We start from the raw sequence: 26,787 nt of genomic DNA on the forward strand, positions 1-26,787 counted from the left end.
TGAAGCGTCGGCTTCGTGGCTTTGAAGGTGACGTCGGTGATGGGCGTCATGGGGGAACTTCCCATCTGCTCAGTGCGGGGGACCCTGCAAGGTGTTGCACCGATTCCCGTGGCTGTGGTCGCCAACGGCATCCGTACGTAACGGTTGAGCGCCGACGTTGGTGGTCCGGCCTGCGAGGTTCGGGGGTGTAAGGGTCGTCAGGAGGGCAGTCGGCAACAACCGTGACCCGAGGGCGTTTTACGGGTGCGCCGTCCGTTTCACGGTTTCGCGCCTCGGGACCGTGAAGAAGTCACGGATTATCAACGCAGCGTTGCGGTCTGCTCACTACGCTCGTGGCGGGTCACCGCGTACGGAGAAGGGCCCGCTCATGAACCAGCGTTCGGTATCGCACAGCCCCTCGTGCGCCAAACGCATCCGCGAGACACGGTCCGAGGCGGGATACGGGCTGTCCCAGATCGCCTTAGAGATTCACCAGTGCTGCCACGTCAGTTTGCTCCGCGCCCAGCGGCTTGCGCGCGGGTGGACTCAGACCGAAGCCGTTGATCATTTACGCGCCTTGGCGGAAGACCTGGGGCTGACCGCGCCACGTACTGATGCCGACCAACTGCGGCTGTGGGAGATGGGCATGCACCAGCCACGACAGGGAGCGATCTCCTTGCTGTGCCGCCTGTACGACTGCTCGGCCCATGATCTGGGCTTCGCTGTTCCGGCGGGGAGCGCCTGGACGCCGGAACAGCAGCCCGAGAGGGCTGGCGCACCGGTCGATCTGATCGACGGCCGGATTGAGGCCGCCCGCCGTTCCATGGACCGGACTCTGGCGCTGGGCAGTGTCACCGCCGCGCAGATGGACTTGCTCGACGAACGCATCCTCGATGTCCGGCGGCAGTACCTCTACGCCCCGCCCGCGAAGATGCTCACCGAACTCCTCGATGAGTTGGAGGAAGTCAAGAACCTGGCGGTGGACCGGCAGCCTGCCGCGGTGCAAGTCCGGCTGTCGGAGATGACGGCGGTGCTTGCCACACTGGTCGCCGATGCCCTGATGAAGCTGGGGCGCCTCTCACCGTCTCGCGCCTGGTACGACACTGCGCAGAGCGCGGCTGACGACAGCGGCAACATTGAACTCAGGGCCCGGGTCCGCGCCCAGCGCGCCATGCTGCCGTACTACTACGGGCCCCTGGAAGGTGCCGTCACCCTGGGCCGGGAAGCCCGTCTGCTCTCGCGAGGCCGACAGACCGCGACAGCCGCCTTCGCGACCGCGGCAGAAGCCCGAGCCCTGGCCCGTCAAGGGAATGCCGCCGCAGCGGAAACCGCCATCGCCGCTGCCCAGCGCTTGTACGACCGCTGTGACCCCGGCGACCAAGACGATGCCTTCAGCTTCCCTGAGCGGCGGATGCTGCTGTACCTCAGCGGCGCCTTCACCGCCCTGGGCCGGAGCAGCCAGGCCCGCCGAGTGCAGGAAGAAGCACTCGCCATGTACCCGGCCCGCACGGGAATCGATCCTGCCCTCCTTCAATTGAAGGCGGCGATCTGCCTGGCACACGACCGCAGTCCAGCCGAGGCATGCCAACTCGCCGGCACCACCTACCTCCGGGTACCGGCCGGCCACCGCACTCACATCCTGGAGGAGCGGGCCCGGGACGTCCTGGAAGTGCTCCCACCAGGAATACGCCGAGGACGCGCCGCACGCGAACTCACCGAAATCCTCGCGCTGCCCAAGGGACCCGCGTGACAGCGCCCGGGATCGTCGGCCAGCCTGAACCCCATGACAGCTCCAGCACCGGCACCCGGCGGCTTCGACGAATCCGAACTGCGCCACATCGTCAAGCACACCTGCGAGGTAGCAGACCTCGACGGGTCGAACGCACGCCTCCTGCGCGGACACACCAACGCCGTCATCCTGCTACCCGAGGCCGCCGCAGTGGTCAAGGTCGCCCGCCGCGGCACCCCGGCCAGCAACGTGCAACGCACCACCCGCTTCGTACGCGCTGGCTGATGGACCGCGGCTTCCCCACCGTGCCGCTGCACCCTGGACCGGAACAACCTCTCCTGGTGGACGGACACGCCGTCACCATCTGGACCTACCTCCCGCAGCCAGACCACCCAGTCAGCGCCGCACAGATCGCCAAGCCCCTCTTCCACCTCCACAACCTGCCCACACCACCCGTCGAGCTGCCAGAACACGACAACGTCCGCGCCATCCGCAAGTCCATCGCCGCGATCACCGCCTTCCCCGCAGCGACCCTCCGGTTCCTCACCGAACGCGTCGACCGGCTCGAAGCCGAACTCGCCGAAGTGAACTTCGCTTTGCCGACCGGCCCGTTGCAAGGCGACCCTCAGCACCGCAACGCCCTGCATCATGGCGATGAAGCGGTGCTGTGTGACTGGGACACCGTGGCGTATGGCCACCCGGAGTGGGACCTGGTCACCATCGAGGTTCACTGCCGACGCTTCGGTTACGGCCCGGAGCACTACCAGGACTTCGCCACGGGCTATGGGTACGACGTCACTACGCTGGCCGGTTATCCGACCCTGCGTGACCTCCGCGAATTGCGCATGGTCACTACAAATGCGCGCAAAATGCACCACGCGCCGGAAAGCGTCCACGAAGTTCTGCGCCGCGTACACGGCCTCGAGAGTGAAGACTTGGGCATGCGCTGGCGCATTCTCTGACGAAGGCCCCGCACGTTTTCAGTGATCTGTGCTCGCGGGAAGTCGCACCAGTTAGCGTCCCTGCCGAGCGGTAGCGGCATGGAGTTCCTTGACTCCGCTGGTGTGGGGGTGGCGTTGTGCCAGCTGGTCGACGATGCTGCGGATCGCGGGGCGGTCTCGGACTTCGCCGGGGCTGGCTCGGTAGGCGTCCAGGAGGGAGCGGGCGGTCTGCTCTGGCCGTCCCCAGGCCCACCAAGCGCGTGCCATGTCGGTGCCCATGCGTGCCTTGCGTTCAGCCGTGGGGAATTGGGCGGGGTGGAGGTTCTTCCCGGCTTCCAGGGCGCCTCCTGCATCTCCGAGCGCCCAGTGCACGCCGACGGCGTACAAGTCCACGGCGGCCGGGCTGATGGGGAACAGTCTGCCCGCTGGTGCGGTGGCCGGCAGCCGACGAGCGGCGCGGCGGGCTTCCTCGGTCATCGACAGGGCTTCGGCGCGGTGGCCGCCCCGAGCAGCGGTGTAAGCCAGGGTGCAGAGCATCTGTGCATAGGCCGACACGGTCGCATCGGTGCGCAGGCCGGTCGCCTCGACGGCAGAGGCTGCTGTCGTCATGAGGCGCTGGGCTTCGGCGCCGCGGTCCTGGTGGCGCAGGACGATGGCCAGCTCCCGGGCGGCGGCCGCGGACGCGAGCGGAGAACCGGCGACCTCGGCCCAGGTGCGGGCCCGGTCCGCGGTGAGCCGGGCCTGGCCGTAGGAGCCGAGCTTGGTCAGCACCGCAGCGGCCAGGCTGTAGACGGAGGAGAGCCTGGCCTGATCGAGTTCGCGACGGGAGGAGGCCGCGGCATGTCCGTCAGCGATGAGGCCGGGCAGCGCGGCGAGGAGACGGGAGTGCGCGCCCTTGTCGTACAACTCGCGGGCGGCCGCCATCCGGCCATCCAGGGGGCCTTGCCCGGTCGAGGCTGGTGTGTCGGCCAGGGCCTCGTCGAGCCCCATCATCAGGGCGACTGGCCCGGCTGCAGCCGTGGCGGTGAGCAGCGTACGGCGGCGCATCGGGTCCTCCTCGGCGTGCGGACTGGCCGTCACTCTAGTGGCCGTCGGCACCTTCGGGGCGGGTGGCGCCAGGGAAGTCATCAGGATGTGTGGCGGAACGCCGACCTCTTGCGCGGCGCGGTGGACCAGGTCCAGGTCGACGACCCTGCGGCGCCGCTCCAGCCGGGAAATTGTCGCGGGTGCGCAGCCGATCCGGTCGCCGAGGGCGGCGAGGGTCCAGGAGAGATGTTCACGGCCGAGACGGATGAGCGCGCCAGCGCGCCGCTGCTCGGCTAACTCGCGTGCCTTGGGGGTGCTCCAGAACGGGTCAACGGGCACAGGTCCTCCCACGCCGCACGACCGGGGCCCTCAACGGTACGGACGGTTCTTGTCGCGGTCGAGGCTGTTTGCACGACGTGCAAAGCCCTTGCACGACATGGTTGGCGATCACCGTAGGAGGAGGCGGTGCGGTGTGCTGGGTGCAGCGCCTCGAACCACGGGGCACGTCCATCGGAGGCATCATGGCAACGGCTGTTGCAGCTCCTCTGGCCACGGGCCCGATGAGCGGCCCGGTCCGCTCTGCTCGGGAGGTCGTATCGAGCGGTCTGTGGGATAAGCAGGTCGGGCTGCTCGTGCGTGACTACCCGTACGACTCGATCATGGCGGCCCGGGTTCTCGAACAGGGTTACGCCTACCTGCTGACCGCGATGCGGCACCAGGGCGAGGGGCTGGGGCTCGCGCCCAGCAAGCTCGTCGACATCGGCGTCCACACGATCATCCTCGACACCGTGGCGTACGCCGAACTGTGCGAGCGCTTCAACGGCGGCAGCTTCCTGCACCACGTGCCCGAAGTCGAGATGAAGAACGACGGCTCGGTGATGCGGACGGCCCACATCGTCGCCGCCGACGGGTGGGACGTCGACCTCCCGCTGTGGGCGGACGCTGCCCCGTGCGGCCCCTGCCACCCGGGCAACGACTCGCACTGACCAGCGACACAGTCGTGCCCCGACCGTCCCAGGCCGGGGCACGGCATTCGGCCGGGTGAGCTTCGCCGGAACCCACCCCGGCGCCAGCCCGCGCCCGCCAACATGGTGCGGATGACAACCACGGCAGACCTCTGGCACCACTACGGCCGCACCCGTGCCGAGCGCGACCGCGCCGTCCCCGATGCTTTCCACTGGATCTGGAGTCAGGACGGCGGCCCCGGCTGCGAAGTGCTGGGCGATCTCACGGGACGAGTGGTCGGCGACCTCGGTGCCGGAGCCGCCCGGCACGCCGCGCATCTGGCCGTCCACCACGAGCCCGCCGAGATTGTCGCCATCGACGCCTCCGCCGCGCAGTACGAGATGGCCACCGATCTGTTCGCCCACCTCGCTCCGCGCCTGCGTATCACCTTGTCCGACGCCGTACACCACCTCCAGGCGGCGAAAGGCGTCTACGACGTCCTGTACAGCGTGTTCGGGGCCGTCGACTTTACTGATCCGCGCGCACTCCTGCGGGCCGCCGCCGCTGCGCTGAAGCCGGGCGGGCGACTGGTCTTCTCCACCCTGGCCCACTACCTGAATGGCGCTCCTGCCCAGCCGGACCTGGTGGCAGCCAACATCCCCGCGAAGACCCCCGAGGGCGAGAAGGCCTCGCTGCGCCGGTGGGTCCTCCAGGAGCAGGTATGGGGGAAGGCCCTCGACGAGGCCGGGTTCACCAACGTCGCCGTCGACGTGCTTCCGGCAAAGCCCGACGGGCCGCGCGCGGCGGACACGTTGCTCGTGATCGCAGACCAGCAGCGCTGACCTCCCCTCTCCGGAGAAGGCCGCCCCGACCACCCGTTCGCGACGCCTGCGCCGGACTGTCACACCGGAGCCCGCCGCGCCGTTCCCCTGACCAGCGAGCGGTGAACCTGCCAGTCGGCGGAGAGCCCTCGCCGAGGCAGACCGGCAGCGAATCAGGGGATCGACCGTGACAGTCCGAGTGACCGAGAAGGAGTTCGCGGCCCTGCGGGCGGGACGGCCGTGCCGATATAGGGCACTACGGCGAAGCTGCGTAGCCGCCGTACGGACGCCTCCGGGCTCGGACCGCCATCAATTCCGGCGCCCCCGATATGAGCGTGAGCATTGCCGCTCTACCGGGGCACGGCGGTCGTGGACGATGCTCATGCCGTACGGGGACTCCCGTCGAGCAATCAGAGGCTGTACCACATGGCGGAGCACCGGCTCAAGAAGCGGCTGCGGCAGGAGGCGTCACTGACCGCGAGGGCCCGGCGCCTACCACGGCTGGAGCGGGCGGCCGTGTACTACGTGCTGCACCCGCGGCCCATCAAGCGGAAGCGCGATCCAGGGAACTGGGCGCCGACCGCCAAGGCGTACGTGGACGGGCTGGTCGATGCCGGGCTCCTTCCCGACGACAACTCGGCTCACCTCCTCGGCCCGTAGCTGGAGATGGGGCCGCTCGTGACGACCGGCGGTACCCGCATCTCCCTTGTGATAGTCAAGATCATTGCACCAAGCACCTGAACTGCGGTGATGAGGGTGGCGTAACAAATACTCGGATGGCAGGTACATAGACGCGGGGGTTCCGCTTGGGGAGCCCCCGCCACGTGTACAGCTCCAATACGAGGAGATGCCCCTCCGATGACTGCTGCAACTGTCGCCCCGCTCTACCCTGCACCGAAGACGCTCCGGGAGCTGGACGGCTTGCTGGCGAACCCCAACGGCCCCAGCGCTCACATCATCGAACTTCATCCCAGCTGGCCAGCTGCGTGCTGCGCCGCAACACCAAGAACCGCAACGTGAGGGCCGCCACAGTCGAGGACTACCGCGCGACATCCAGGCGAACACCTGGCCCCTCAACGGCGAAGCCATCAAGGTCGACGTGCAGGGCAACGTCCTCGACGGCCAGCACCGGGTTCGGGTGCGTCGACGCTGTTGGTGACACACGCGAAAACCGCTGGCCGGCCGAGCTGACGTCCTGCTCTTGCGGCTCGCAGCCGCACGAGTCGGCCCGCCTCAGTCGGTGGCGGTCCACTGGGGTGCGGGTGTGGGGCCGGGGCGGGCGGTGATCGGCTCGCCTTCGGCCCAATCGCGGTACTTCACCTGGAAGGACTCGTCGCCGGCCGCCGTGTCGGCCGCCGAAGGCACCCGGGTCTTCAGGCTCTTGGGCAGGTCGCGCGCGGTAACGACCAGGGTGAAGCGGACGGTGCAGCCAGGGCGGTCGGTCGCGTAGGGGAGGTAGAGGGCGCCGACGGCCGGGTCGGCGGCCAGGGCGCGCAGCGGGGTGCTGCCGGTGAGGGTGCGGGTGCCGCCGTTCCGTTCGGTGCGCACGCTGGTGGCGCCGTCGAGGAGCGCCTCGATGTGGGCGGGCTGGGCCAGCCAGCGGGTTTCCAGGGCGGCGTGGACGTCGGCGTCGTCCTCGGCCGCCGCAGTCGCGTCGGGCTCGGTGCGGTATCCGCCGTCCGGGCCGGACCCGGGTCCGGCCACCGCCTCGTGGGGCGTGATGGCGGCGCGGTCGCCGATCAGCACCACCTCCGGCGGATACCAGGGGTGGCCCTCGCCCCCGTCATAGGCGACATGGGTCGCCGCCTTCGCGGTGCCGGCGTCGACCAGGTCGAGGCGGGCCTGGCCGTGGAACGAGTCGGGGGCACCAAGCTCGCGGGCGCGGACGTCGACACCGACCCGCCGCTGGCCCAGCATCGCGGAGCGGACGGTCTCGGCCCGGGAACCGGCCGGTGCGGCGGCGGACGGCTCAGACTCGCCGTCCTCGCCGGGCTACCACAGGTGGGCGGCGAGGCCTCCCACGGCGCCGACCACCAGACCGACGGCGACCGCCACCGCCATCGGGCGGCGGCGCGGCCGCGCGGACCGCTGCGGGGACTCTCCCTTGGACATGGCCCAGCCCCCTTTGGCGCCGCCCCGGCACGAGAAGCGCTGCGTTCTGTACACGGTAGGGGCCGCCGGGGCGCAGACCATGGCGCTTCGCCGGATTCTTTGCGGGCCGGGTGAACGGACGCGCCGCGGCGGCCCAGCGTCCTGCGGCTTCACACACGGAGCGGGGGTGCCGGGAACCGCAGTTCCTGGCACCCCCGCTCCGTCTGTCGGGCTGTCAGATCCGCAAAGTCGCTCGGCCGTCTCGCGGTAGTCGCGCAGGGCCAGGCGGAGCTGTTCGGTGTCGGTGGTGGAGGCCTCGGCCGGTACGCCGCGGTCCGGCGTGGGCTGCCAGGAAGTGCGCAGGGTGGGCGGCGCCAGGGGTGTCCTTCAGTTCAGTAGGCCGCGGCAGCGCGGCTCGTGCAGGGGCTCCGGCTCGTACAGGGCTCAAGAGGATGGCTTCGGCCCGGTCCGGTGACTTCATGCCGCGGGCCCTCATCGCCCTTTTCGACTTGGCCTCGGTGTAGCCGTTCGTTTTCGACAGCAGCTTCGGGGTGGAGAGCTGTGCGGCGGCCTTCTTGTCGACGTGGAGGCGCAGCCGCCCGCGGCCGGAGGACGGGTCCGGCTGGAGGAGGCTCCGGGTCGCCAGCCACATCTCGTCCCGCTTGCGCCAGGGCCGCATGACGGCGCCGCGGTCGTCCTGGCTCGGCGACTCCGACACCATGACGCCGACGATCTACGCGCGGTGCCGGCCCGTATCGGCCCACCGCTCCAGCATGCTGACCACACCGTGGCCGATGCCGTTCTGGTCGACCTTGACACGCACGGCACGAGACGGTCCCGCTCCAGCCACGACTCAAACTGACGTGCTGCTGCCTGGCAGTCGCTGGCCGATACCAGCCCGGGAAGTGACGCCCATCCGGCGGCCATCGAAATGGCCGTACCGGAACCGCGTTATCGAATTTGGCCGACACGCAGCCAACAACGGATGCCGTCGACGCCCGCGCCTGCCCTCGACACACGACACCTCGACGTACGGCACGGCACCCGTCCGCCCCAGCTGGTACGGCCATACAACACCCCCAGCCTGCTTACCCCTCACGACTAGATTCACTGTCAGAGAACCGAAACGGCTGGGTTCGCTGTCAACCGCCTCGATTGGATGACTGAGCGACTGGCTTCGCCGTCGAAGGGCAGATCCGCCCACGGCAGACGAGAAAGAACCCCAAAGGGCTGGAACCCCCTCCGAGACCATGTCAACGTACAACGTCCCGGAAAACACCAGGTCAGTGAAGGGGTGCGGGCTTTGGGACGACCGGCATGCAAGCCGGACGCCTTGGGGGCCCGTACTCCCGCCCTGCTCGGTCTCGCCGCCAAAACCCGTTCTAAGGAGGCCCGTCTGTCGATCTCGCTCTCCGATGCGCTCGCTTCACTGCTCCCATCCTCTTGGCGCTCGGCGTTCTGAAGCGTGGACTGCTCAGGAGACGCACGACTATGGCGCTTTCCATGGCGCTGTGTCTCTGTGTCTGCGTGGTCCGGCTGTTCGAGGGGCCTGCTGCAACGGCGCTACCGTCGTGATCGAGCGGTTGTCTCGCACGTCGCGGTGGACCCCGGAGCCGCACCCCGACAAGTCGCCCGAGCCGTTGGCGCCCCCGATCGTGTCGTGGCCCGTAGCCTCAGCCGACTCACCGAAGACGGCTTCTGATGCTCGTCAGGGATGGAGCGACCCCCGCTCTCCGGTCCTACCGGCTGTCGTCCTGACGGAGACGACAGGGGTGCCCATGGGCGTGCTCTTTTCTTGCTGCGCGATACATAGCAGGCGATCCCCGGTTAGCGAAACCGGGGATCGTGCAGAGCATTGATGGTGTTCGCACACGGCTGTGCTTGGCGGTGGAGTCGTAGCGGACACAGTTGGCAGTGCCGCACACATTCGCGAGGAGGTATAGGGCGCTGTCGCCTGCTGTCATATCAATGACCGTGTCTTCATGCCGTGGCTTTTTTGGCTCCCCGCTCCGCCATACCTCCTCCCTGGCCGCTTTCCTGCGTGCCGTGAGGGCCATCCCAACTGTGCCGATCCGTGATGCCCCGCTGTGTCATATCGGTCAGTCCAAAACGGATGACCTTGCAAGACGTGTGGTCTGTGCTGCGTATCAACGCGCGCCCGGATTTCTGACATGAAGCTTTTCTCAATACGAAGGTGCAACTGCATGGCTCGTCCTCCTGCGCTAAAGCTGGCCGAGGTTCTTGCGGAGATTCGCATGAGTCCGTCGGCGTTCTACCGCATGCGCGCCCGCGGGCAAGCCCCCCGCATGATCAAGCTGCCCAATGGCGAACTCCGGTGCCGTCGCACAGATCTCGATGCCTGGTGGGACGCGTGCGAGAGAGATTTTGACACTTGGCGATGAGTTACCACGTCCGTTTCTGGGACATACGCGAGCGTCCTGGTCGGCGCGGTCGTTTTCAGGTGCGATGGACGGTCAACGGGTGGGAGAATGCGGAATCGTTCAGCACTGTCGGACTCGCCGAGAGCCGGCATGCGAAGCTGATGACGGCGGCGCGCGAGGGCGAGCCGTTCGATGAGCACACGGGTCTGCCGGCGTCCGAGCTGCGGGCCGTCAAGCAGCGGACGACGTGGTACGACCTTGCTCATGAATACATCGATCAACGGTGGGACCGTACACCGGGAAACATCCGCCGTACCCTGGCCGACGCATTCGCCACCATCACACCTGCCCTGGTGCAGCCTGGCGCGACGTATCCGGAGCCACGGGTGCTGCGGCGCGCCTTGTACTCGTGGGCGTTCAACAAGAACGCATGGACCCAAGAGCCGACCGAGGAGTGGCGGAAAGCCCTGGACTGGCTGAAGCGAAACTCCCTGCCCGTTAGTGCTCTCGCGGAAGCCGACGTGCTGCGACGGGCACTGGACGCTTTGTGTCGCAAGCTGGACGGCACAGCGGCTGCGGCCAAGACAGCGCGGCGCAAGCGGGCTGCGTTCAACGAGGTGCTCAACACTGCCGTGGAGAAAGGTTACTTCGCGGAGAATCCCCTCAACGGGCCCAGGTGGAACGCTCCGGCGGTCAGTGAGGAGGTGGACCCGGCTGCCGTCCCCAATCCGGCCCAAGTCGACCGGCTGCTTGCGGCGGTTGCTCAGCAGCGCGGGCGCGGCCCTCACCTGGAGGCGTTCTTCGGCTGTATGTACTACGCGGCCATGCGGCCGGCGGAGGTCATTCACCTCCGGCTCGAACAGTGCCATCTGCCCGAGACCGGATGGGGGATGCTCAACCTGTCGGGCGGAGTCATCACCGCGGGCAAGGAGTGGACGGACGACGGCGCGGTGCACGAGGTGCACTCGCTCAAGCGCCGTGCGGCTACCGCGACCCGGCCGGTGCCTATCCCGCCGAAGTTCGTGCGCGTCCTGCGGGCGCACATCAAACGGTTCGGCGTGGCGCCGGACGGTCGGCTGTTCCGGAACCAGGCCGGCAACTACGTGGACGCGTCCGCGTATGGCATTACGTGGGCGCGTGCACGGAAGCATGTCCTGACCCGCACGGAACTCGCCTCCGGGCTGGCCAAGCAGCCCTACGATCTCCGGCGCCGCCGGAATCTCGTTCTGGTTGTACTCCGGTGTGGACCCGGCCGAATGCGCTCGCCGCGCGGGCCAGAGCATCGAGGTCCTCTTCCGGCACTACGCCAAGTTCCTGGACGGCGTCAGGGAGCAGGCCAACCGGCTGGTTGAGCAGTCCATGCAGGAGTGGGACCGCGTCAGCCAGGGCTCGGCGCCTGCGGGGTGAGTCGGGGTTTTGGTCCGTGACTGGTCCGGAAGAGCTGGTCAGAAGCGGGATAGCGGTGGGAGGAACTGGGAGTTACGACGCAAACCGGGCCCTGCTCTGAGCGGGCCGAGCGGAAGGCGCCTGACCGGCAAAAGTGCAGGTCAGGCGCCTTCTTTCGCGCCTCTAGAAGAAGCCGAGCTTCTTCGGTGAGTACGACACCAGGAGGTTCTTCGTCTGCTGATAATGCTCCAGCATCATCTTGTGCGTCTCGCGGCCGATACCCGACTGCTTGTAGCCGCCGAACGCAGCGTGCGCCGGATAGGCGTGGTAGCAGTTCGTCCAGACACGGCCCGCCTGGATCGCCCGGCCCGCCCGGTACGCGGTGTTGATGTCCCGAGTCCACACCCCGGCGCCCAGCCCGTAGAGCGTGTCGTTCGCGATCTTGATGGCGTCGTCGAAGTCGTTGAACGACGCGACCGAGACGACCGGGCCGAAGATCTCCTCCTGGAAGATCCGCATCCGGTTGTCGCCCTCGAAGATCGTCGGCTGGACGTAGTAACCGCCCGCCAACTCGCCGTCGTACTCGACCCGCTGTCCACCCGTCAGGACCTTGGCGCCTTCCTGCTGACCGATGTCCAGGTAGGAAAGGATCTTCTCCAGCTGATCGTTGGAGGCCTGCGCGCCGATCATGGTGTCGGTGTCGAGCGGATGCCCGGCCTTGATCTGCTCGGTACGGGCGATCGCCGCTTCGAGGAACTGGCTGTAGTGCCCGCGCTGCACCAGCGCCCTCGACGGACAGGTGCAGACCTCGCCCTGGTTGAGGGCGAACATCGTGAAGCCCTCCAGCGCCTTGTCCCGGAAGTCGTCGTTGGCAGCCCATACGTCGTCGAAGAAGATGTTCGGCGACTTGCCGCCCAGCTCCAACGTCACCGGCTTGATGTTCTCGGAGGCGTACTGCATGATCAGCCGCCCCGTGGTGGTCTCCCCGGTGAAGGCGACCTTCGAGACGCGCGGGCTGGAGGCCAACGGCTTACCCGCCTCGACCCCGAAGCCGTTGACGATGTTGATGACGCCCGGCGGCAGCAGATCGGCGACCAGGCTCATCCAGTAGTGGATGGAGGCCGGCGTCTGCTCGGCGGGCTTGAGGACGACTGCGTTCCCGGCGGCGAGCGCCGGCGCCAGCTTCCACGTCGCCATGAGGATGGGGAAGTTCCACGGAATGATCTGCGCGACGACGCCGAGCGGCTCATGGAAGTGGTACGCGATGGTGTCCTCGTCGACTTCGCTCAGCGACCCCTCCTGCGCACGGATGACTCCCGCGAAGTAGCGGAAGTGGTCGATCGCGAGCGGGATGTCGGCCGCCAGCGTCTCGCGGATCGGCTTGCCGTTCTCCCAGCTCTCGGCGACCGCGAGCTGTTCGAGATTGGCCTCCATCCGGTCGGCGATCTTCCGCAGCACGTCCGCGCGCTCGGTGACGGAGGCGCGACCCCAAGCGGGCGCTGCCGCGTGCGCCGCGTCGAGCGCACGCTCGACGTCCTCGGCGGTGCCCCGGGCGATCTCGGTGAAGGGCTTCCCGTTGACCGGGCTGGGGTTGTCGAAGTACTGGCCACGGGCGGGAGCCACGTACTCGCCGCCGATGAAGTGGTCGTAGCGCGACTGGTAGGAGACGATCGCACCCTCGGTGCCGGGCGCTGCGTAACGGGTCATCTTGGCTGGCCTCCCGGGGAAGGCTGCCCGCCGTTGGGCAGCTCTCGCCCGGAGGCTAGAACCCCGGACGTTGCATCCACGTTGCGTCCTTTCGTCACGATGCTGTGGTGGGTGGTGAGTGGTGGGTAGGCCGGTGGTGGGTGAGGGGTGGTTCCTGCCGCGACTTGCGCGGAGGCCTCCTCTAGTACGTCTGCTCCGGCCCCGGAAGTACGTCAGCTCCGCCCCGTCAGTACGTCCGCTCCGGGCCCCGTCCGGCCAAGGCCAGCTCAGCGTCGAGGTCGCGGAGGTTGGCCAGGACGGAAGGCGTGGGACGCAGCGCGGCCAGCGCCCGCCACACCGCCAGGTCGTCCTCGCCCCACGGAGCGCGCGCCCAGTCGGCCAGCAGATCCGGGTCGTTGCGGTCGATCAGCGCCGCCCGCAACTGGTCGGTGAGCCTGCGGCGGAGCCGGACCAGCGCGGGCGCCTGCGACTGCGGTAGCAGTGGCCCGGCGTACGCGGCGGCGGCCGCCGCCACCGCACCCGCTCCCAGCCGACGCTCGACCGTGTCGACATCACATTCGACAGGCACCGCCAGACGGTACGGACGCGATCGCAACAGCTCCGCCCCGAGCACACGCCGCAGCCGAGCCATCTCCGCCCGCAACGTCACCTGCGGCACCGACTCGTCCTCGTACAGCGCATACAGCAGCTCGTCCCCGCTCAAGCCCTCCGGATGGCGGGCCAGCAGCACCACGATCTCGCTGTGCCTGCGGCTGAGCCGCACCTTTCGCCCACCCGCCAGAAGCAGCGCTTCGTCCCGGCCGAGCACCGAGAGCTCGACGGAATCCCCGGCCGCTGCCGGTGGGGCGAGCAGCGCCAGTTGGGACTCCGCGGCCTTCGCGACCGCCTGCACGAAGGCGAGGCTGTGCGGGTGCGCGAGGCCATCCCCGCCGGTGATGTCGACCGCCCCGATCAGCCTCCCGGTACGCGGATCGTGCACCGGAGCCGCCGCGCACGTCCACGGCTGTACACGCCGCATGAAGTGCTCGGCGGCGAAGACCTGCACCGGCCGGTCCACGGCGACCGCCGTCCCCGGGGCATTGGTCCCCATGGCGGACTCCGCCCACCGCGCACCCGGCACGAAGTTCATCCGCCCCGCCTGCCGCCGCGTCACCGCATGGCCCTCGACCCACAACAGCCTGCCCTGCGCGTCACACACGGCGAGAAGATGCTCCCCGTCCATCGCGAAGGTGCCCATCAACTCACGGAACAACGGCATCACCCTCGCCAGCGGATGCTCCGCCCGATACGCCCCCAGGTCGCCGTCGGTCAGCTCCACCGCCGCGCCGACACCCTCCGGACTGACGCGCGCCCGGGCAGATCTGCGCCAGGAGTCGGCTACCACCGGGCGCACCGGACACACAACCGTCCCGGCCGCGGTGAATCTCTCATGCGCCCGGCGCAGCACCCGCACCCGCTCGGCGGGATCGACGCCCGGCTCCAGGGCCACCCATGGATCGGTCAACTCGGCCTCCCGGGACGGCGATGCGGTGGTGCCATCGTCGCCCCAGGATCGGAGGCCGACAAGCGTGCCGCACTGGACGGGACTCTTCGCCCTGAGACACGGTGTGCCGAGTCCGCCGTCAGGCGAAGTTGACGAGGCGTACGTAGCGCGTCCAGTCCCAGTACGGGCCGGGGTCCGTATGGTCCGAACCGGGGACTTGATGGTGACCGATGATGTGCTCACGGTCCTTGGGGATGCCGTACTTCGAGCAGATGGCGGCGGTCAGCGCGGCGGACTGCTCGTACATCGCGTTGGTGAAGTACTGGGGTTTGTCGACCCACCCCTCGTGCTCGATGCCGATACTGCGCGTGTTGTAAGTCCAATTGCCCGCGTGCCAGCCGACGTTGCGGTCGCGGACGCACTGCGCGATGTGACCGTCCTTGGAACGCACCACGTAATGGGCCGAAACCTTCTTCGCCGGGTTCTGGAAGATGGCGAGCGTGTCCGCGTACGTCTCCTGTGTGACGTGGATGACCACGTAGTCGATGGGATAGGTGCTGGGGCGGTTGGCGGCCGTGTAATTGGACGTGCTGGCCGGCACCCACTCGGCCAGGGGGTAGTCGACCGCGCGGGCCCCGGCGGTGGCGCGGGTGGTGGTCAGGAGCGCCGCGGGCACGGCGGCGGCCGCGCCCTGCAGCAGCCGGCGCCGGCTCGGGAAGCGTCTCGTTCGATCCATGACTGACCTGCCTCTCGGTGAGGGGAACGGCTGGACTGGCGCACTGCACACAGCCGTTCAGTGGGGAAGCGCGGACGCGATCTCACGCAGCCGCGCGTGCAGACCGCGGTGCGTCTCGCGCGCGGGCAGCCACTCCTTGCGGAGCTTCGCCACGCACGTGTAGTTGGTGTCGCAGACATTGGCGAGCGGCGACTCGACGGTCTGCGTCGCGAACTGGTAGGCGTCCAACTCGCTGAAGCCGTAATCACGCACCAGCCAGTGCACGAGGTCGAGCTGGGATATGCGGAACGCGTCCTCCAGAGGGCGCGCCGACCCGGTCGAGATGATGTGCGTGTCGGACTCCAGACGGGGCCAGGGGGTGGCTACTCCCTTGAGCAGTTCGACAATCACCACGGTGTTCATGGCGCACTCGACGGCGACCCCGCACGTCTCGCCCTCGCCCTGCCGCGCATGCCCATCACCCAGGCTCAACAGAGCACCCTCCACGTTCACCCCCAGGTAGCAGGTGACTCCCGCCCGCATCTCGGGTGTGTCCATGTTGCCGCCGTGGGCGTCGGGCACGAGCGCCGAGCGCACCTCCAGGTTGGCGGGGGCGACACCGACCGTGCCGTGCATGGGATCCATGGGCAGCTCGATCTGGATGTCACTGTCCCGCGCGCTGAACTGCGCGGTACGGCGGGCACGGTCGAGTTGCCAGATCCACACGACCTCGGGCAGCGGAGCCTGGAGCGAGGCGGTCGAGTGTGTGGACGTGAGGGCGCCGAAGAGGGGGACTGTCGTGGAGGCCGCCCAGTCGCGGGCCGGCTCGATCGACACGAAGTGCACGGCCACCGTGTCGCCGGGCTCCGCGCCCTCCACATAGAAGGGCCCTGTCTGGGGATTCAGGAACGGAAACTCGCAGACTTCGGAGACAAGGTCCTTCTCCGAGCGCACGTTCCCGGCGAAGCAGTCCTCTGTGAACAGGTCGAGAACCGTGCCCGGCGCGATGCGCGCCACGGGCGGGGCACCGCCGAACGTCCAGGCGTACTCGCCCGGCTCGGGCCGCACGGTCAGGATCCGGGGGTCGCTCATTGCTGCACTGCTCCACTCTGGCCGGGCGGGCCGTTCCGGTTGCTCTTGTCGCTCTTGTCGCTCTTGTTGCTCGCGCTGCTCTGGTCTCCCGGGGCGCTCGGTGCGCCCCGGTCGGTTGGTCGAATTGGCCGGGGATCGGTTCGGGCACGTCGCGAGATGAACGCGGCCGGTTTCGGCTATGCGCTCCGGATGCCGCCGCAACAGCATGGCAAGGACGACGACTCCTGCCACCATCCACACACCGACGATCGGGCCTGCGTAGAAGACTGGCCGTCCCGCCGCCGTCAGCAGAGCGGGCACGAAGGCGACGATGCCGAGCAGCGGGAACACCAGGTGTCGTAGGGGATGGAACAGGCCGCGTGGTGACGATGATCGTCGCCAGGAGGAGGAACGCCGCGGGCGGCTGCCGGGCCAGTTCGGCCCCGCACGACGCGGTGAAGAGGCAGGCCACCAGCGCGACACGTGAATCCCCCGATCCGCGGGGACACCACCGTCACCAGGTCGGCGGCACCTCGCGTGAATCACGTTACGGCGCTTGCCGGTTGGGTCGGAAGGGCGCGGCTCGCATCTGTGCACAGCCGTGTGATTGTGGATATCTCGGCCACCCGAACGGGGGACAGGAAGGTCGCTGAGTCACCGCCTTCTCATCACGCCTCGGTCAGCCCTCACTCTGCATGGGGCGCCGCGTCCAGGAGCGGCGCAGCGTCGGAGAGCACCTGCGAGATCCGCGACAGCGTCGCTTCGTCCCGCCCCACCGGGTCCAGCACCGGCCCCTGAGCGGTGCCCCAACGCCGAGCGATCGCGCTCGGGTCCTCACCTGTGAGGAGGCCCGCCGCCTGCGCGGCGGAACCGAGTGCGACCAGTTCCTGGGCCTCGGGTACCTGAACGGGGCGGCCGGAGAGGCGACGTACGGTCTGCTGCCAAGCGGCACCGCGCGCTCCGCCTCCGATGAGCAGCAGAGGGGACGACCTGTCGGCGTCCGTGTCCAGGACGAGATCGAGAGCGCCGAGCAGTGAGTGCACGGCCCCGTCGTATGCCGCCTGCAGCAGCTGTCCGGGTGTCGTGTCGTGCCGCAGGCCGTGCAACATCCCGGATGCGAGGGGGAGGTCCGGCGTGCGCTCGCCGTCCAGGTAGGGCAGGAGTGTGACCGCGCCGCCCGGTGCCACCGCCTCACGGTCCAGGTTCAGCAGCGCGGCCACTCGGTCGACGGCCAGCGTGCAGTTGAGGGTGCAGGCCAGGGGCAGCCACGCGCCACGCGCGTCGGCGAAGCCCGCCACCGTGCCGGTCGGGTCCGCGGGGCGGTGCTCCGAGACCGCGTACACCGTGCCCGAGGTGCCGAGGCTCAGCACCGGGGTACCAGGGCGCAGGCCGAGCCCCATGGCGGCCGCGGCGTTGTCACCGGTGCCCGGAGCGACCAGCGTGCCTTTGGAGAGGGGCAGTTCACCACCGCCGCGCACGGTGCCGACGACCTCGCCGGGCCGGGCCACGCGGGGCAGCAACGCCGGATCCAGACCCACCATGCCGAGGATTTCCTCGTCGTACGCCTCCGAAGACGACGCCCACCACCCCGTTCCGGAGGCGTCGCCACGGTCGGTCGTGGCGAGCCCTGTGAGGCGCTCCGTGAGGTAGTCGTGGGGCAGGCGCACGGCGGCCGTGGCGCGGGCGGCTGCCGGCTCGTGCTCGGCGAGCCAGGCCCACTTCGTCACGGTGAAGGAGGGCCCCGGCACACTGCCGACCCGATCGGCCCACTCCTGGGGGCCGCCGAGCCGCTCCAGAAGGTCCCGGGCCTGCGCTGCGGAGCGCACGTCGTTCCACAGGAGTGCGGGCCGCACCGCCTTGCCCTCCTTGTCGAGCACGACCAACCCGTGCTGTTGGCCGCCGACCGACACCGCCGAGGCCTCTCGCGCGGCGGGACCGCACTGCCGCAGGGCGGCGCACAGCGCTTCCCACCACTCCTGAGGATCGCTCTCGCGTCCCTCGCCGGAGCTGACCCGGTGCGCTGCCTGACCGCTCGCCACGACCTGGCCGGTGGCCGCGTCGACGACCAGGGCCTTGGTGGACTGAGTGGAGCTGTCCACGCCGACGACAAGGGGCCCCTGGGCCGATGGTGCTGATGACATACCGGTCTCCGTTCCTGCGGCTCGCCCGGGTGCGCCCCGGAGTCTCCCCCGATCTTCCCAGCGGAGCCGTCGGATACTAATTTGTTAAGCCACATGACGAACTGTCTGGGAGTCGTAGATGAGCTATCAGCCCACTCCTGAGGACAAGTTCAGCTTCGGTCTGTGGACCGTCGGGTGGCAGGGTCGTGACCCGTTCGGCGACGCCACCCGAGGCGCACTCGACCCGGTCGACTCGGTGCGCCGTCTTGCCGACCTGGGCGCCCACGGAGTGACCTTCCACGATGACGACCTGATCCCGTTCGGGGTCGTCCGACACCGAACGTGAAGGCCACATCAAGTGCTTCCGGCAGGCGCTGGACGCGACGGGCCTGGTCGTGCCGATGGCCACCACGAACCTGTTCACGCACCCCGTCTTCAAGGACGGCGCATTCACGGCCAACGACCGCGACGTACGTCGTTACGCGCTGCGCAAGACGATCCGCAACATCAACCTCGCGGTCGAACTGGGCGCACGCACCTACGTCGCGTGGGGTGGCAGGGAAGGAGCGGAATCCGGCGCCGCGAAGGACGTACGCGACGCGCTCGACCGGATGAAGGAGGCCTTCGACCTGCTCGCCGAGTACGTGGCCTCCCAGGGCTACGACCTGCGGTTCGCGATCGAGCCGAAGCCGAACGAGCCGCGCGGCGACGTCCTGCTGCCCACCGTCGGCCACGCCCTCGCCTTCATCGAGCGCCTGGAGCGGCCCGAACTGTTCGGCGTCAACCCCGAAGTGGGTCATGAACAGATGGCCGGACTGAACTTCCCGCACTCCATCGCCCAAGCGCTATGGGCGGACAAGCTCTTCCACATCGACCTCAACGGCCAGACCGGCATCAAGTACGACCAGGACCTGCGGTTCGGCGCGGGTGACCTGCGCAGCGCCTTCTGGCTGGTGGACCTCCTGGAGAGGGGTGGTTACGACGGGCCGCGTCACTTCGACTCCAAGCCGCCCCGTACGGAGGACTACGAAGGGGTTTGGGCCTCGGTCGCCGGTGCATGCGCAACTACCTGATCCTGCGGGAACGGTCGGCCGCTTTCCGCGCCGATCCCGAGGTGCGTGAGACCCTCAGCGCCTCACGCCTGGACGAGCTGGCGCTTCCCTCGGCCCAAGACGGGCTCTCCGGGCTGCTCGCTGACCGAGGCGCCTACGAGGCCTTCGATGTGGAAGCGGCCGCCGCGCGCGGGATGGCCTTCGAGTACCTCGACCTGCTGGCCATGGATCACCTGCTGGGCGCGCGCGGCTGAGGGTTTGCGCGGCGCTCCAAGTCAGTACTTCCGCGGCAGCCGCACGTACGTCACCGAGGTCTCCACGCCGCTGTCCACCAGCCGTCCGTTCTTGTCGAACGCCTCCGCCCCGTCCGTCATCCCGAAGTCGTTGTCGTTGATGAGAGCCAGAGTGCGTCCGTCCACTCTGGCGACGCCTTCGACCTTGTCGGGCACGCCGTCGACGGCGCCCAAGTCGACCACCAGACGCTTGGCGAGGACGGGCACCCCGGAGGCGGCGGGATCCTCAAGCTGTTCCAGAGACGGCCGCGTGGTGGCCTTGTCCCACTTGCCGCCGAGGATGTCCGCCCGACGGTTCAGGGTGACGGTCTGAAGGCGGGCGGCCTTGTCGGTGCGCTCCTGCACGAGCAGCCGGTCACGGCTGACGGCCACCACGGAGGAGATCTTCAACTCGGAGGTGTCGTCCTCTGAGGGGTCGACGACATCCACCGCGTCGAACCGGTAGACGTACTCGGCGGTGACCATCTGCTTCTTCGGTGAGAAGCGCAGCAGCCGCGCCGTGCGCGAGCCTTCGCCCGCCTCCTCGTCCGGCAGGGACAGCGGACTCTGCACGGCCATCACCAGGTCCCCGCCGGGAAGTTGGGCGAGCCCTTCGAAGCCGCGGTTCGCCTTGCGGTGCAGCAGGACACCGGGCAGCGCCTCGACCAGCGGGTAGTCGGCGCCGCGCAGCTTCAGCCCCTGTGGAACGTAGCGCTTGAGCACCTTCCCGCGCGCGGAGACGTGGATGAGCGAAGGCCTGTACTCGTCGACCAGCCAGAAGCTTCCGTCGGCGGCTCGCACGATGCCCTCGGTGTCCAGCCCGTTCGCGTCGTACGACAGCGGCTTCTTCGCGTCATAGGAGTACGGCACCTCATCGCGCCCCTCCTGGTTGGGCAGTCCCGTGACGGGCTTTCCGGAGGAGGTGGTGAGCGGCAGCGCGGAGACGACCTTCACCTTGCCCCGGGAAACCTTGATCTTCACGATTGCCGGGTCGAAGCCGGGAACCGCAAAGGTGCGGCGCTTCTTGCCGTCCACCTGGATCTGGCCGTTGGGCCCCCGGTCGGTCACCGTCCAGAATTCGCCCTTGCGGCCGACCGGATACAGGTCGCTGCCGATGCCACCGAGATCCACACCGCGATCGTCTCCCACCGTCCCCGGGAGCAGAGTGTTGCTGAACGTGGCCAAGGGGATGTCTCCGAGAGTGGCCGCTCTGATGATGCGCGCCTTCTTGCGGCCCTCTTTCGCAGGGTTGCCCGTCGCGGTGCCGGCCGCCGCGAGCGAGGCGATCACGGCGAGCGGTATGCCGATGGCTATGGAGCGGCGGACACGGCGCTTACGGACAGCGTGCGGGAACATCGGGGCCTCTTGGGGCACGAGTTCGGTGACAGCGGCCAGACTTCGCCGCCGCCACGAACACGCAGGGGCTGTCAGGTGAACAGAACGCATACGATGCCCTGCTGGTCAGCCCCGGGAAGGCTCGTGCGGCCAGGCCTCCCTGAGCCGGACCGCACGCGCCCTCGTCACTCGTTGCCGCTCGCCATCACCAGAGCCGTCGCCGGATCGTGCGCCGCCGGCCCTGCAGGGGTCCAGCGGCCGCGTTCCTTGCGGTAGGGCCACCATCGACCGTCACGCCCGTGGCGCAGCTGAACGTCCGCACCGATCACGGTCCACCGATTGCGGGCCGCCCGCAGCTGCGGGCGCTCGCCTTCGTCCCAGGCCGCTTCCAGCGCGGCACGCGCGCGTGCCAGCACATCTTCCTTGGGCGTCCACTCCTCGTCGAGTACGCGGAGCGCGGCTCGCCCCCCGTACCGCCAGGCCCGCACGGCGAGCGCGAGACCGTCACGGCCGCGCTCGGACGCCGCCGCCAGCCGGGCCTCGACCGCCGGACCCGGAGCCGCCGCGGCCAGGCGTACCGCATCCTCACTCACCGTCAGCTCATCCTCGACGGCATGTCCTTCATGCCCGGGGGCGAGCGCGTCGGCCAGCAGCCGGTACGCCTCGACGGCCGCCTGCGCCGCCAGGAACTCGACCGCGGCCACATCGAGGCCCTGCGTGGGCTCCGCCTCCGTGTCGAGCGTCGGCGGCAGACCCGGCTCGGAGGGCAGCGTGGGCAGTGCCGGCAGCGGAGGCAGGATGGCACCGTCCGCGTACGCCTCCGCGGCGCTCACGCCCTCTGGGGCGCCGTCCTGGGCCTCTTCACCGCGCTGCGGGGCATCGGCGCCCGCGATGCTGCGCATATGCAGTTCGTCGAGGAGCTCGCGCTCCCCGCGGCCACGCATCAGCAGGAGCACGAAGGGGTCCTGGTCCAGCAGCCGCGCCACCTGGTAGCAGAGCGCGGCCGTGTGCCCGCAGTGGTCCCACGCGTCGCAGTCGCACTCCGGCTCCAGGTCGCCGATGCCCGGCAGCAGTTCGACGCCCGCTGCCGCGGAGTCCTCCACCAGGTGCGGCGGCATGTCACGGTCAAGGAGCGCCGCGATGTGTCCGGCCCGCTCGATGGCCATCCCAAGGAAGCGGTCCCACCCCTCAGGGCTCAGCTGCTGCAACAGCACGTCGGAGCGGTGCGGCGTGCCGTCACGGCCCTGGACGACCGCTGTGATGCGGCCGGGCCGCACCGAGACCGCGCCCACAGCACCCGCGCGCGCGAGTCGTCGTCCCGCCTTGAGCTGGCCGAGGTCCAGAGCCGTGTCCTCAAGCGCTTTCAGCCACGCCTGGCCCCACCAGCTCTCCGCGAAGCCCCGCCCATGCGCGGGCGGTACGGCCTCGAATGTGCGCTCTTCCGTAGCTCCTTCAGCGCGGCCGTCCGCCGGTCCGTACGCCTCGTCGTGTATGTCGCTCATCGCGTGCCCCCTCGCAGCTCCACCAGGTCCGACAGTTCGGCGTCGGTCAACTCCGTCAGACCGGCCTCGCCCGAACCGAGGACGGCATCCGCCAACTTCTGCTTGCGCAGCAGCATGTCGGCGATGCGGTCCTCGATCGTGCCCTCCGCGATCAGCCGGTGCACCTGCACCGGTTGCGTCTGCCCGATGCGGTACGCACGGTCGGTGGCCTGCGCCTCGACGGCGGGGTTCCACCAGCGGTCGTAGTGCACGACATGCTCGGCACGAGTCAGGTTCAACCCCGTTCCCGCCGCCTTCAGGGACAGCAGGAAGACGGGAACCTCGCCGTCCTGGAAACGCTGCACCATCACCTCGCGCGCCGCGACGGGCGTGCCACCGTGCAGGAACTGCGACGGGACGCCGCGGTCCGCCAGATGCCGCTCGATGAGCCGCGCCATCTGGACGTACTGCGTGAAGACGAGCACGCTCGCGCCCTCGGCGAGAATCGTGTCCAGCAATTCGTCGAGCAGCTCCAACTTTCCGGACCGGCCGGGGATTTTGGGCTTGTCCTCTTTGAGGTACTGCGCGGGATGGTTGCAGATCTGCTTGAGGCCGGTGAGGAGCTTGACGATCAACCCGCGGCGCGCGAAACCGTCGGCTCCGGAGATCTCCGCGAGCGTCTCGCGTACCACGGCTTCGTAGAGACCGGTTTGCTCCGCGCTGAGCGAGACGGCGCGATCGGTCTCCGTCTTCGGCGGCAGCTCGGGCGCGATTCCCGGGTCCGACTTGCGCCGACGCAGCAGGAAGGGACGCACGAGTTGCCCGAGACGCTCGGCGGCGCCCGGGTCCGCACCGCCCTCCACGGCCTGGGCGTAACGCGTACGGAAGGTGCCGAGCTTGCCGAGCAGCCCCGGAGTCGTCCAGTCGAGAATGGCCCACAGCTCGGAGAGGTTGTTCTCCACGGGAGTGCCGGTGAGCGCCACACGCGCGCGTGCCCCGATGGTGCGCAGCTGCTTGGCTGTCGCCGAATACGGATTCTTGACGTGCTGGGCCTCGTCGGCGACGACCATGCCCCAAGGCGTCTGGTTCAGCCTCTCGGTGTCGAGCCGCATCGTGCCGTAGGTCGTCAGCACGAACTCGCCGTCCTCCAGGCCCTCCAAGTTGCGCTGGGCCCCGTGGAACCGGCGTACGCGCGTGCCGGGCGCGAACTTCTCGATCTCGCGCTGCCAGTTGCCCATCAGCGATGTCGGGCAGACCACCAGGGTGGGGCCCGCCGTGTCCGCCTGGGTCCGACGGTGCAGATGCAGCGAGATCAGTGTGATCGTCTTGCCGAGACCCATGTCGTCGGCCAGACAGCCGCCGAGACCGAGCGACGTCATCCGCGCCAGCCAGTTCAGGCCGCGCAGCTGATAGTCGCGAAGCTCCGCGGCGAGCGCCTCCGGCTGGCCGACCGGGTCCATTCCTTCCGGATCCGCGAGCCGTTCACGCAACGTGGCGAGCCACCCCGTCGGCTCCACGTCGACGCGCTGGCCCCCGATCTCGGTGGTGCCGGTCAGAGCGGCGCTGAGGGCGTCGATCGGTGTGACCTTGCGGTCCTGCCGGTCGCGGGCGCGGCGCGCCTCCTCGGGGTCGATGAGCACCCACTGGTCGCGCAGGCGCACCACGGGGCGGTTCGCCTCGGCGAGGCGGTCGAGCTCGTCGCGCGTCAACTGCTGGTCGCCCAGCGCGAAGCGCCAGTTGAAGGCGAGCAGCGCGTCGGCGGAGAGGAACGAGGGCGCGTCCGACGACAGCTTGTCCGGGACCTTCTCGTCGCCGTTCTGCCCGTCCTCCGGTGGACCGATGACCGCGCGCGCGGTGAGGTTGCGCGCCAACTCCCTCGGCCAGTGCACGTCCACGCCCGCGACAGTGAGCATCCGGGCACCCTCGCCGAGGAGTTCGGAGACTTCTTCGTCGGCGAGTTCGATCGCGTCCGGCACGGTGGCCGAGAGCAGCGGGGCGAGCGGGGGCCACGCGCGCGTGGCGCGACGCAGCGCGAGGAGAGCGTCCATGCGTGACCGCGGCCCGAATGCCTGCCCCGTCGTGCCGGCCCCGGCCCATACCTCGGCCGCGTCGGCGACGAGGGAGGGATCGCTGACACTGTGCAGTTGCAGAACGGCACGGAAGGGCAGTCGGGTGCCGTCCTCGGTGACCGAGACGAGGCCGGGGATCTCCACGCGCAGCGAGATCCGGACCCCCGCGTCGTGTCCCGCTGCCACGTCGCCGGCCCAGGCCCGCTGCTCGGGAACGTGCTGCGGCTCCGTCGACGCGAAGACAGGACCGCCCGCTGCCGACGCCGCGGCGGGGGAGCGCGGCAGCGTATCGGCCACGGCGTCGAGGAACTGGCGCAGCAGCACTTCCGGCTCGGGCAGTCGCAGCGGCACGTCGGCGTCCAACGGCAGGGCGTGGGCGGCTGGCGGCATCGCTGCGGCGAGGTCACGCAGTCGCTGCAGATCCTCCGCCCCCAGCGGGCCGGCCCGCCAGGAGTCGTGGTCCGTGGCCGTCAGTCCGGGCAACAGCAGACCGCGGGCCGCGAGTTGCAGGGCGAGGACCCCTGCCGTGCCCCAGAAGGCAGCCGTCGGGTGGGCTCCGGACACGGCACGCGCGCGCGTGAGGACCGGCAGCGCGGCGCGTACGGGAAGCAGGACCGCAGGCACGGAACGGAGCTCGGCGCCGTCGTCACCCGGGACGGCGACGGCCAGTTCCTCGAAGGCGCCACCGGCGATCGAAGGCGGCTCGGTGCCGTCGGGGCGCCAGAAGGCGATGTGACCCCCGCGCGCGGGATCGGCGGGCACGAAGAGCATGGAACAGCACGACAGTTCGGAGACCTCGGAGGGGGAGACCACAGGGAGCCTGTGCACAGCGATGACGCGTTCCTCAAATTTGACTACTGAGACCGGAGCGGCCGAGAGTACATCACATCAAGGGTTTCCCGGATGGGTCTCGACGGTGATGCCGATCACTTCGCCGCAGGGGGGTGTAGTCAACCCCCCTGTCAGGCGGTGCTGACCCCCGGCCGCACACGGGTGGTGGCGCCATGGTCGCGCCAGGTCACTGATCCGTACGTTTTGTCAGGTCAGCCCCGTTGTCACGGAGACCGGAGACCCGCCCATGCCCCAGGCCGCAGCAGCAGTCGCGGAACGCCCCCCAGCCAGCGTCGGCAAGCCCGCCGGAAGCGACTTCGCTCCACTCCTGCGCACCGTCAAGGAGCAGGGCCTCCTGGGCCGCCGCACCGGGTGGTACATCCGCAGTATCGCGGTCAACGCCCTGGCGCTGGTAGCGGTGGGCGCCGGGATGTTCTCCATCGGAGCCTCGTGGTGGGTGCTGCTGCTCGCCCCCGTCCTGTCGGTCCTGTGCGCCCGAACGGCGTTCTTCGGCCATGACGCGGGACATTCGCAGATAACCGGCAACCGAAGCGTCGGCCGCGCCATCGGCCTGATACACGGCAATCTCCTGCTCGGAATGAGCTCCGCCTGGTGGAACGACAAGCACAACAGGCACCACGCCAACCCCAACCACATCGACAAGGACCCCGATGTCGCCGCGGACGTCCTCGTGTGGACCAGCAAGCAGGCAAGGCTCCGTGTCGGCTTCCGGCGCATGCTCACCCGCAACCAGGCCTGGCTCTTCTTCCCGCTGACGCTCCTCCAGGGCATCGCCATGAAGATCTACGGTTTCCAGGACCTGCGTCGGCAGTCCCCGCGTGAGCGGATCGTAGAAGGAGCGCTCCTCGTCGCCCACCTCGTGGGATACGTGACGCTGCTGCTTGCCGCCATGCCCCTCGGCCACGCGATCGTGTTCGCCGCCATCCACCAGGCGCTGTTCGGTCTGCACCTCGGACTTGCCTTCGCGCCCAACCACAAGGGCATGGAGATGCCCGACCCGGACGGGGAGCGCTGGGGACACCTGCCCCGCCAAGTCCTCACTTCGCGCAACATCCGCGGCGGTCCGCTCACCGACTGGTTCCTCGGCGGACTCAACTATCAGATCGAGCACCACCTGTTTCCCAGCATGCCCCGCCCTCATCTTCGGCTCGTCCAGCCCGTCGTGCGCGACCACTGCGCAGCGGTGGGCATGTCCTACACGGAAGCCGGGTTCGTCGACTCCTACCGCCAGGTGCTGCGCCACATGTATGAAGTCGGTGAGCCTCTGCGAGTCGAGTAGCCGGCGGAACGGCGATCGGAGACCAGTAGGGGGCCGACTCAGGGGTCTCTCA

General features: G+C 69.1%; 20 protein-coding genes and 1 pseudogene. 11 read left to right on the forward strand and 10 right to left on the reverse strand.

The annotated features are described in order from the left end of the window. Window positions 1–367: 367 nt before the first annotated feature. From ACWDVB_RS28020 to ACWDVB_RS28030, 3 genes are read left to right on the forward strand one after another with little or no spacing between them, the layout of a single operon-like run. Window positions 368–1,729 carry a helix-turn-helix domain-containing protein gene (locus ACWDVB_RS28020; protein WP_451516128.1) on the forward strand — a complete coding sequence of 454 codons (1,362 nt, stop codon included), beginning with the start codon at window positions 368–370 and terminating at the stop codon, window positions 1,727–1,729. 33 nt (window positions 1,730–1,762) lie between these two features. Then, window positions 1,763–1,993 (forward strand): hypothetical protein, encoded by a 231-nt coding sequence (locus ACWDVB_RS28025; protein WP_451516127.1) that lies wholly within the window; start codon window positions 1,763–1,765, stop codon window positions 1,991–1,993. Beyond that, window positions 1,993–2,670: a phosphotransferase family protein gene (locus ACWDVB_RS28030; RefSeq protein ID WP_451516126.1), complete on the forward strand. Its 678-nt coding sequence runs from the start codon at window positions 1,993–1,995 to the stop codon at window positions 2,668–2,670. Before ACWDVB_RS28025 ends, ACWDVB_RS28030 begins: the two co-directional genes overlap by 1 nt. A gap of 51 nt (window positions 2,671–2,721) precedes the next feature. On the opposite strand, the gene ACWDVB_RS28035 is transcribed toward ACWDVB_RS28030, so the two are convergent. Then, the gene (locus ACWDVB_RS28035) at window positions 2,722–4,014 is read right to left on the reverse strand and encodes a helix-turn-helix domain-containing protein (protein WP_451516125.1); all 1,293 of its coding nucleotides are present in this window, start codon (window positions 4,012–4,014) and stop codon (window positions 2,722–2,724) included. A 182-nt stretch (window positions 4,015–4,196) separates the two neighbouring features. On the opposite strand from ACWDVB_RS28035, the gene ACWDVB_RS28040 reads away from it, so the two are divergent. The 3 genes from ACWDVB_RS28040 to ACWDVB_RS28050 all read left to right on the forward strand — a co-directional run bounded on the left by ACWDVB_RS28040 (window position 4,197) and on the right by ACWDVB_RS28050 (window position 6,101). Further along, complete coding sequence (locus ACWDVB_RS28040) at window positions 4,197–4,661, forward strand: hypothetical protein (protein WP_451516124.1); 465 nt, start codon at window positions 4,197–4,199, stop codon at window positions 4,659–4,661. A gap of 111 nt (window positions 4,662–4,772) precedes the next feature. After that, complete coding sequence (locus ACWDVB_RS28045) at window positions 4,773–5,462, forward strand: methyltransferase domain-containing protein (RefSeq protein WP_451516123.1); 690 nt, start codon at window positions 4,773–4,775, stop codon at window positions 5,460–5,462. A 405-nt stretch (window positions 5,463–5,867) separates the two neighbouring features. Then, the gene (locus ACWDVB_RS28050) at window positions 5,868–6,101 is read left to right on the forward strand and encodes a hypothetical protein (protein ID WP_451516122.1); all 234 of its coding nucleotides are present in this window, start codon (window positions 5,868–5,870) and stop codon (window positions 6,099–6,101) included. 573 nt (window positions 6,102–6,674) lie between these two features. Here the strand turns inward: ACWDVB_RS28050 and ACWDVB_RS28055 are convergent. After that, entirely contained in the window at window positions 6,675–7,358 is a 684-nt protein-coding gene (locus ACWDVB_RS28055) for a hypothetical protein (protein WP_451516121.1), read from the reverse strand. A 2,378-nt stretch (window positions 7,359–9,736) separates the two neighbouring features. Between ACWDVB_RS28055 and ACWDVB_RS28060 the strand changes: the two genes are divergently transcribed. Both ACWDVB_RS28060 and ACWDVB_RS28065 read left to right on the forward strand, forming a co-directional pair. Beyond that, entirely contained in the window at window positions 9,737–9,934 is a 198-nt protein-coding gene (locus ACWDVB_RS28060) for a helix-turn-helix transcriptional regulator (protein ID WP_365357412.1), read from the forward strand. After that, a complete protein-coding gene (locus ACWDVB_RS28065) occupies window positions 9,931–11,265 on the forward strand; it encodes a tyrosine-type recombinase/integrase (protein ID WP_451516120.1) in 1,335 nt (444 codons plus the stop codon). The genes ACWDVB_RS28060 and ACWDVB_RS28065 overlap by 4 nt, the downstream gene beginning before the upstream one ends. Before the next feature lie 217 nt (window positions 11,266–11,482). On the opposite strand, the gene exaC is transcribed toward ACWDVB_RS28065, so the two are convergent. The 4 genes from exaC to ACWDVB_RS28085 form a co-directional block, all read right to left on the reverse strand. Continuing rightward, a complete protein-coding gene (exaC, locus tag ACWDVB_RS28070; protein ID WP_451516119.1) occupies window positions 11,483–13,006 on the reverse strand; it encodes an acetaldehyde dehydrogenase ExaC in 1,524 nt (507 codons plus the stop codon). 226 nt (window positions 13,007–13,232) lie between these two features. Beyond that, window positions 13,233–14,510: a GAF domain-containing protein gene (locus ACWDVB_RS28075; protein WP_451516118.1), complete on the reverse strand. Its 1,278-nt coding sequence runs from the start codon at window positions 14,508–14,510 to the stop codon at window positions 13,233–13,235. 118 nt (window positions 14,511–14,628) lie between these two features. Next, on the reverse strand, window positions 14,629–15,225 hold the full coding sequence (locus ACWDVB_RS28080; RefSeq protein WP_451516117.1) for an N-acetylmuramoyl-L-alanine amidase: 597 nt from the start codon (window positions 15,223–15,225) through the stop codon (window positions 14,629–14,631). Between the two features lie 57 nt (window positions 15,226–15,282). Continuing rightward, window positions 15,283–16,296, reverse strand: coding sequence for an acetamidase/formamidase family protein (locus ACWDVB_RS28085; RefSeq protein WP_451516116.1), 1,014 nt, complete (start codon window positions 16,294–16,296; stop codon window positions 15,283–15,285). A gap of 156 nt (window positions 16,297–16,452) precedes the next feature. On the opposite strand from ACWDVB_RS28085, the gene ACWDVB_RS28090 reads away from it, so the two are divergent. Further along, a complete protein-coding gene (locus ACWDVB_RS28090) occupies window positions 16,453–16,638 on the forward strand; it encodes a hypothetical protein (RefSeq protein ID WP_451516115.1) in 186 nt (61 codons plus the stop codon). A gap of 323 nt (window positions 16,639–16,961) precedes the next feature. Here ACWDVB_RS28090 and xylB read toward each other — a convergent pair whose 3' ends face one another. Further along, complete coding sequence (gene xylB / locus ACWDVB_RS28095; RefSeq protein ID WP_451516114.1) at window positions 16,962–18,416, reverse strand: xylulokinase; 1,455 nt, start codon at window positions 18,414–18,416, stop codon at window positions 16,962–16,964. A gap of 118 nt (window positions 18,417–18,534) precedes the next feature. Here xylB and xylA point away from each other — a divergent pair. Next, window positions 18,535–19,701, forward strand: a pseudogene (xylA, locus tag ACWDVB_RS28100) (xylose isomerase). A 21-nt stretch (window positions 19,702–19,722) separates the two neighbouring features. On the opposite strand, the gene ACWDVB_RS28105 reads toward xylA, so the two are convergent. The 3 genes from ACWDVB_RS28105 to ACWDVB_RS28115 form a co-directional block, all read right to left on the reverse strand. Further along, window positions 19,723–21,075 carry an esterase-like activity of phytase family protein gene (locus ACWDVB_RS28105; RefSeq protein ID WP_451516113.1) on the reverse strand — a complete coding sequence of 451 codons (1,353 nt, stop codon included), beginning with the start codon at window positions 21,073–21,075 and terminating at the stop codon, window positions 19,723–19,725. 164 nt (window positions 21,076–21,239) lie between these two features. After that, window positions 21,240–22,556 carry an SWIM zinc finger family protein gene (locus tag ACWDVB_RS28110; protein ID WP_451516112.1) on the reverse strand — a complete coding sequence of 439 codons (1,317 nt, stop codon included), beginning with the start codon at window positions 22,554–22,556 and terminating at the stop codon, window positions 21,240–21,242. Next, complete coding sequence (locus tag ACWDVB_RS28115; protein ID WP_451516162.1) at window positions 22,553–25,375, reverse strand: DEAD/DEAH box helicase; 2,823 nt, start codon at window positions 25,373–25,375, stop codon at window positions 22,553–22,555. Before ACWDVB_RS28115 ends, ACWDVB_RS28110 begins: the two co-directional genes overlap by 4 nt. Window positions 25,376–25,682: 307 nt before the next feature. Between ACWDVB_RS28115 and ACWDVB_RS28120 the strand changes: the two genes are divergently transcribed. Next, the gene (locus tag ACWDVB_RS28120) at window positions 25,683–26,735 is read left to right on the forward strand and encodes a fatty acid desaturase family protein (RefSeq protein WP_451516111.1); all 1,053 of its coding nucleotides are present in this window, start codon (window positions 25,683–25,685) and stop codon (window positions 26,733–26,735) included. Window positions 26,736–26,787: the final 52 nt, after the last annotated feature.

This window comes from Streptomyces sp. NPDC003379, from assembly GCF_053589195.1.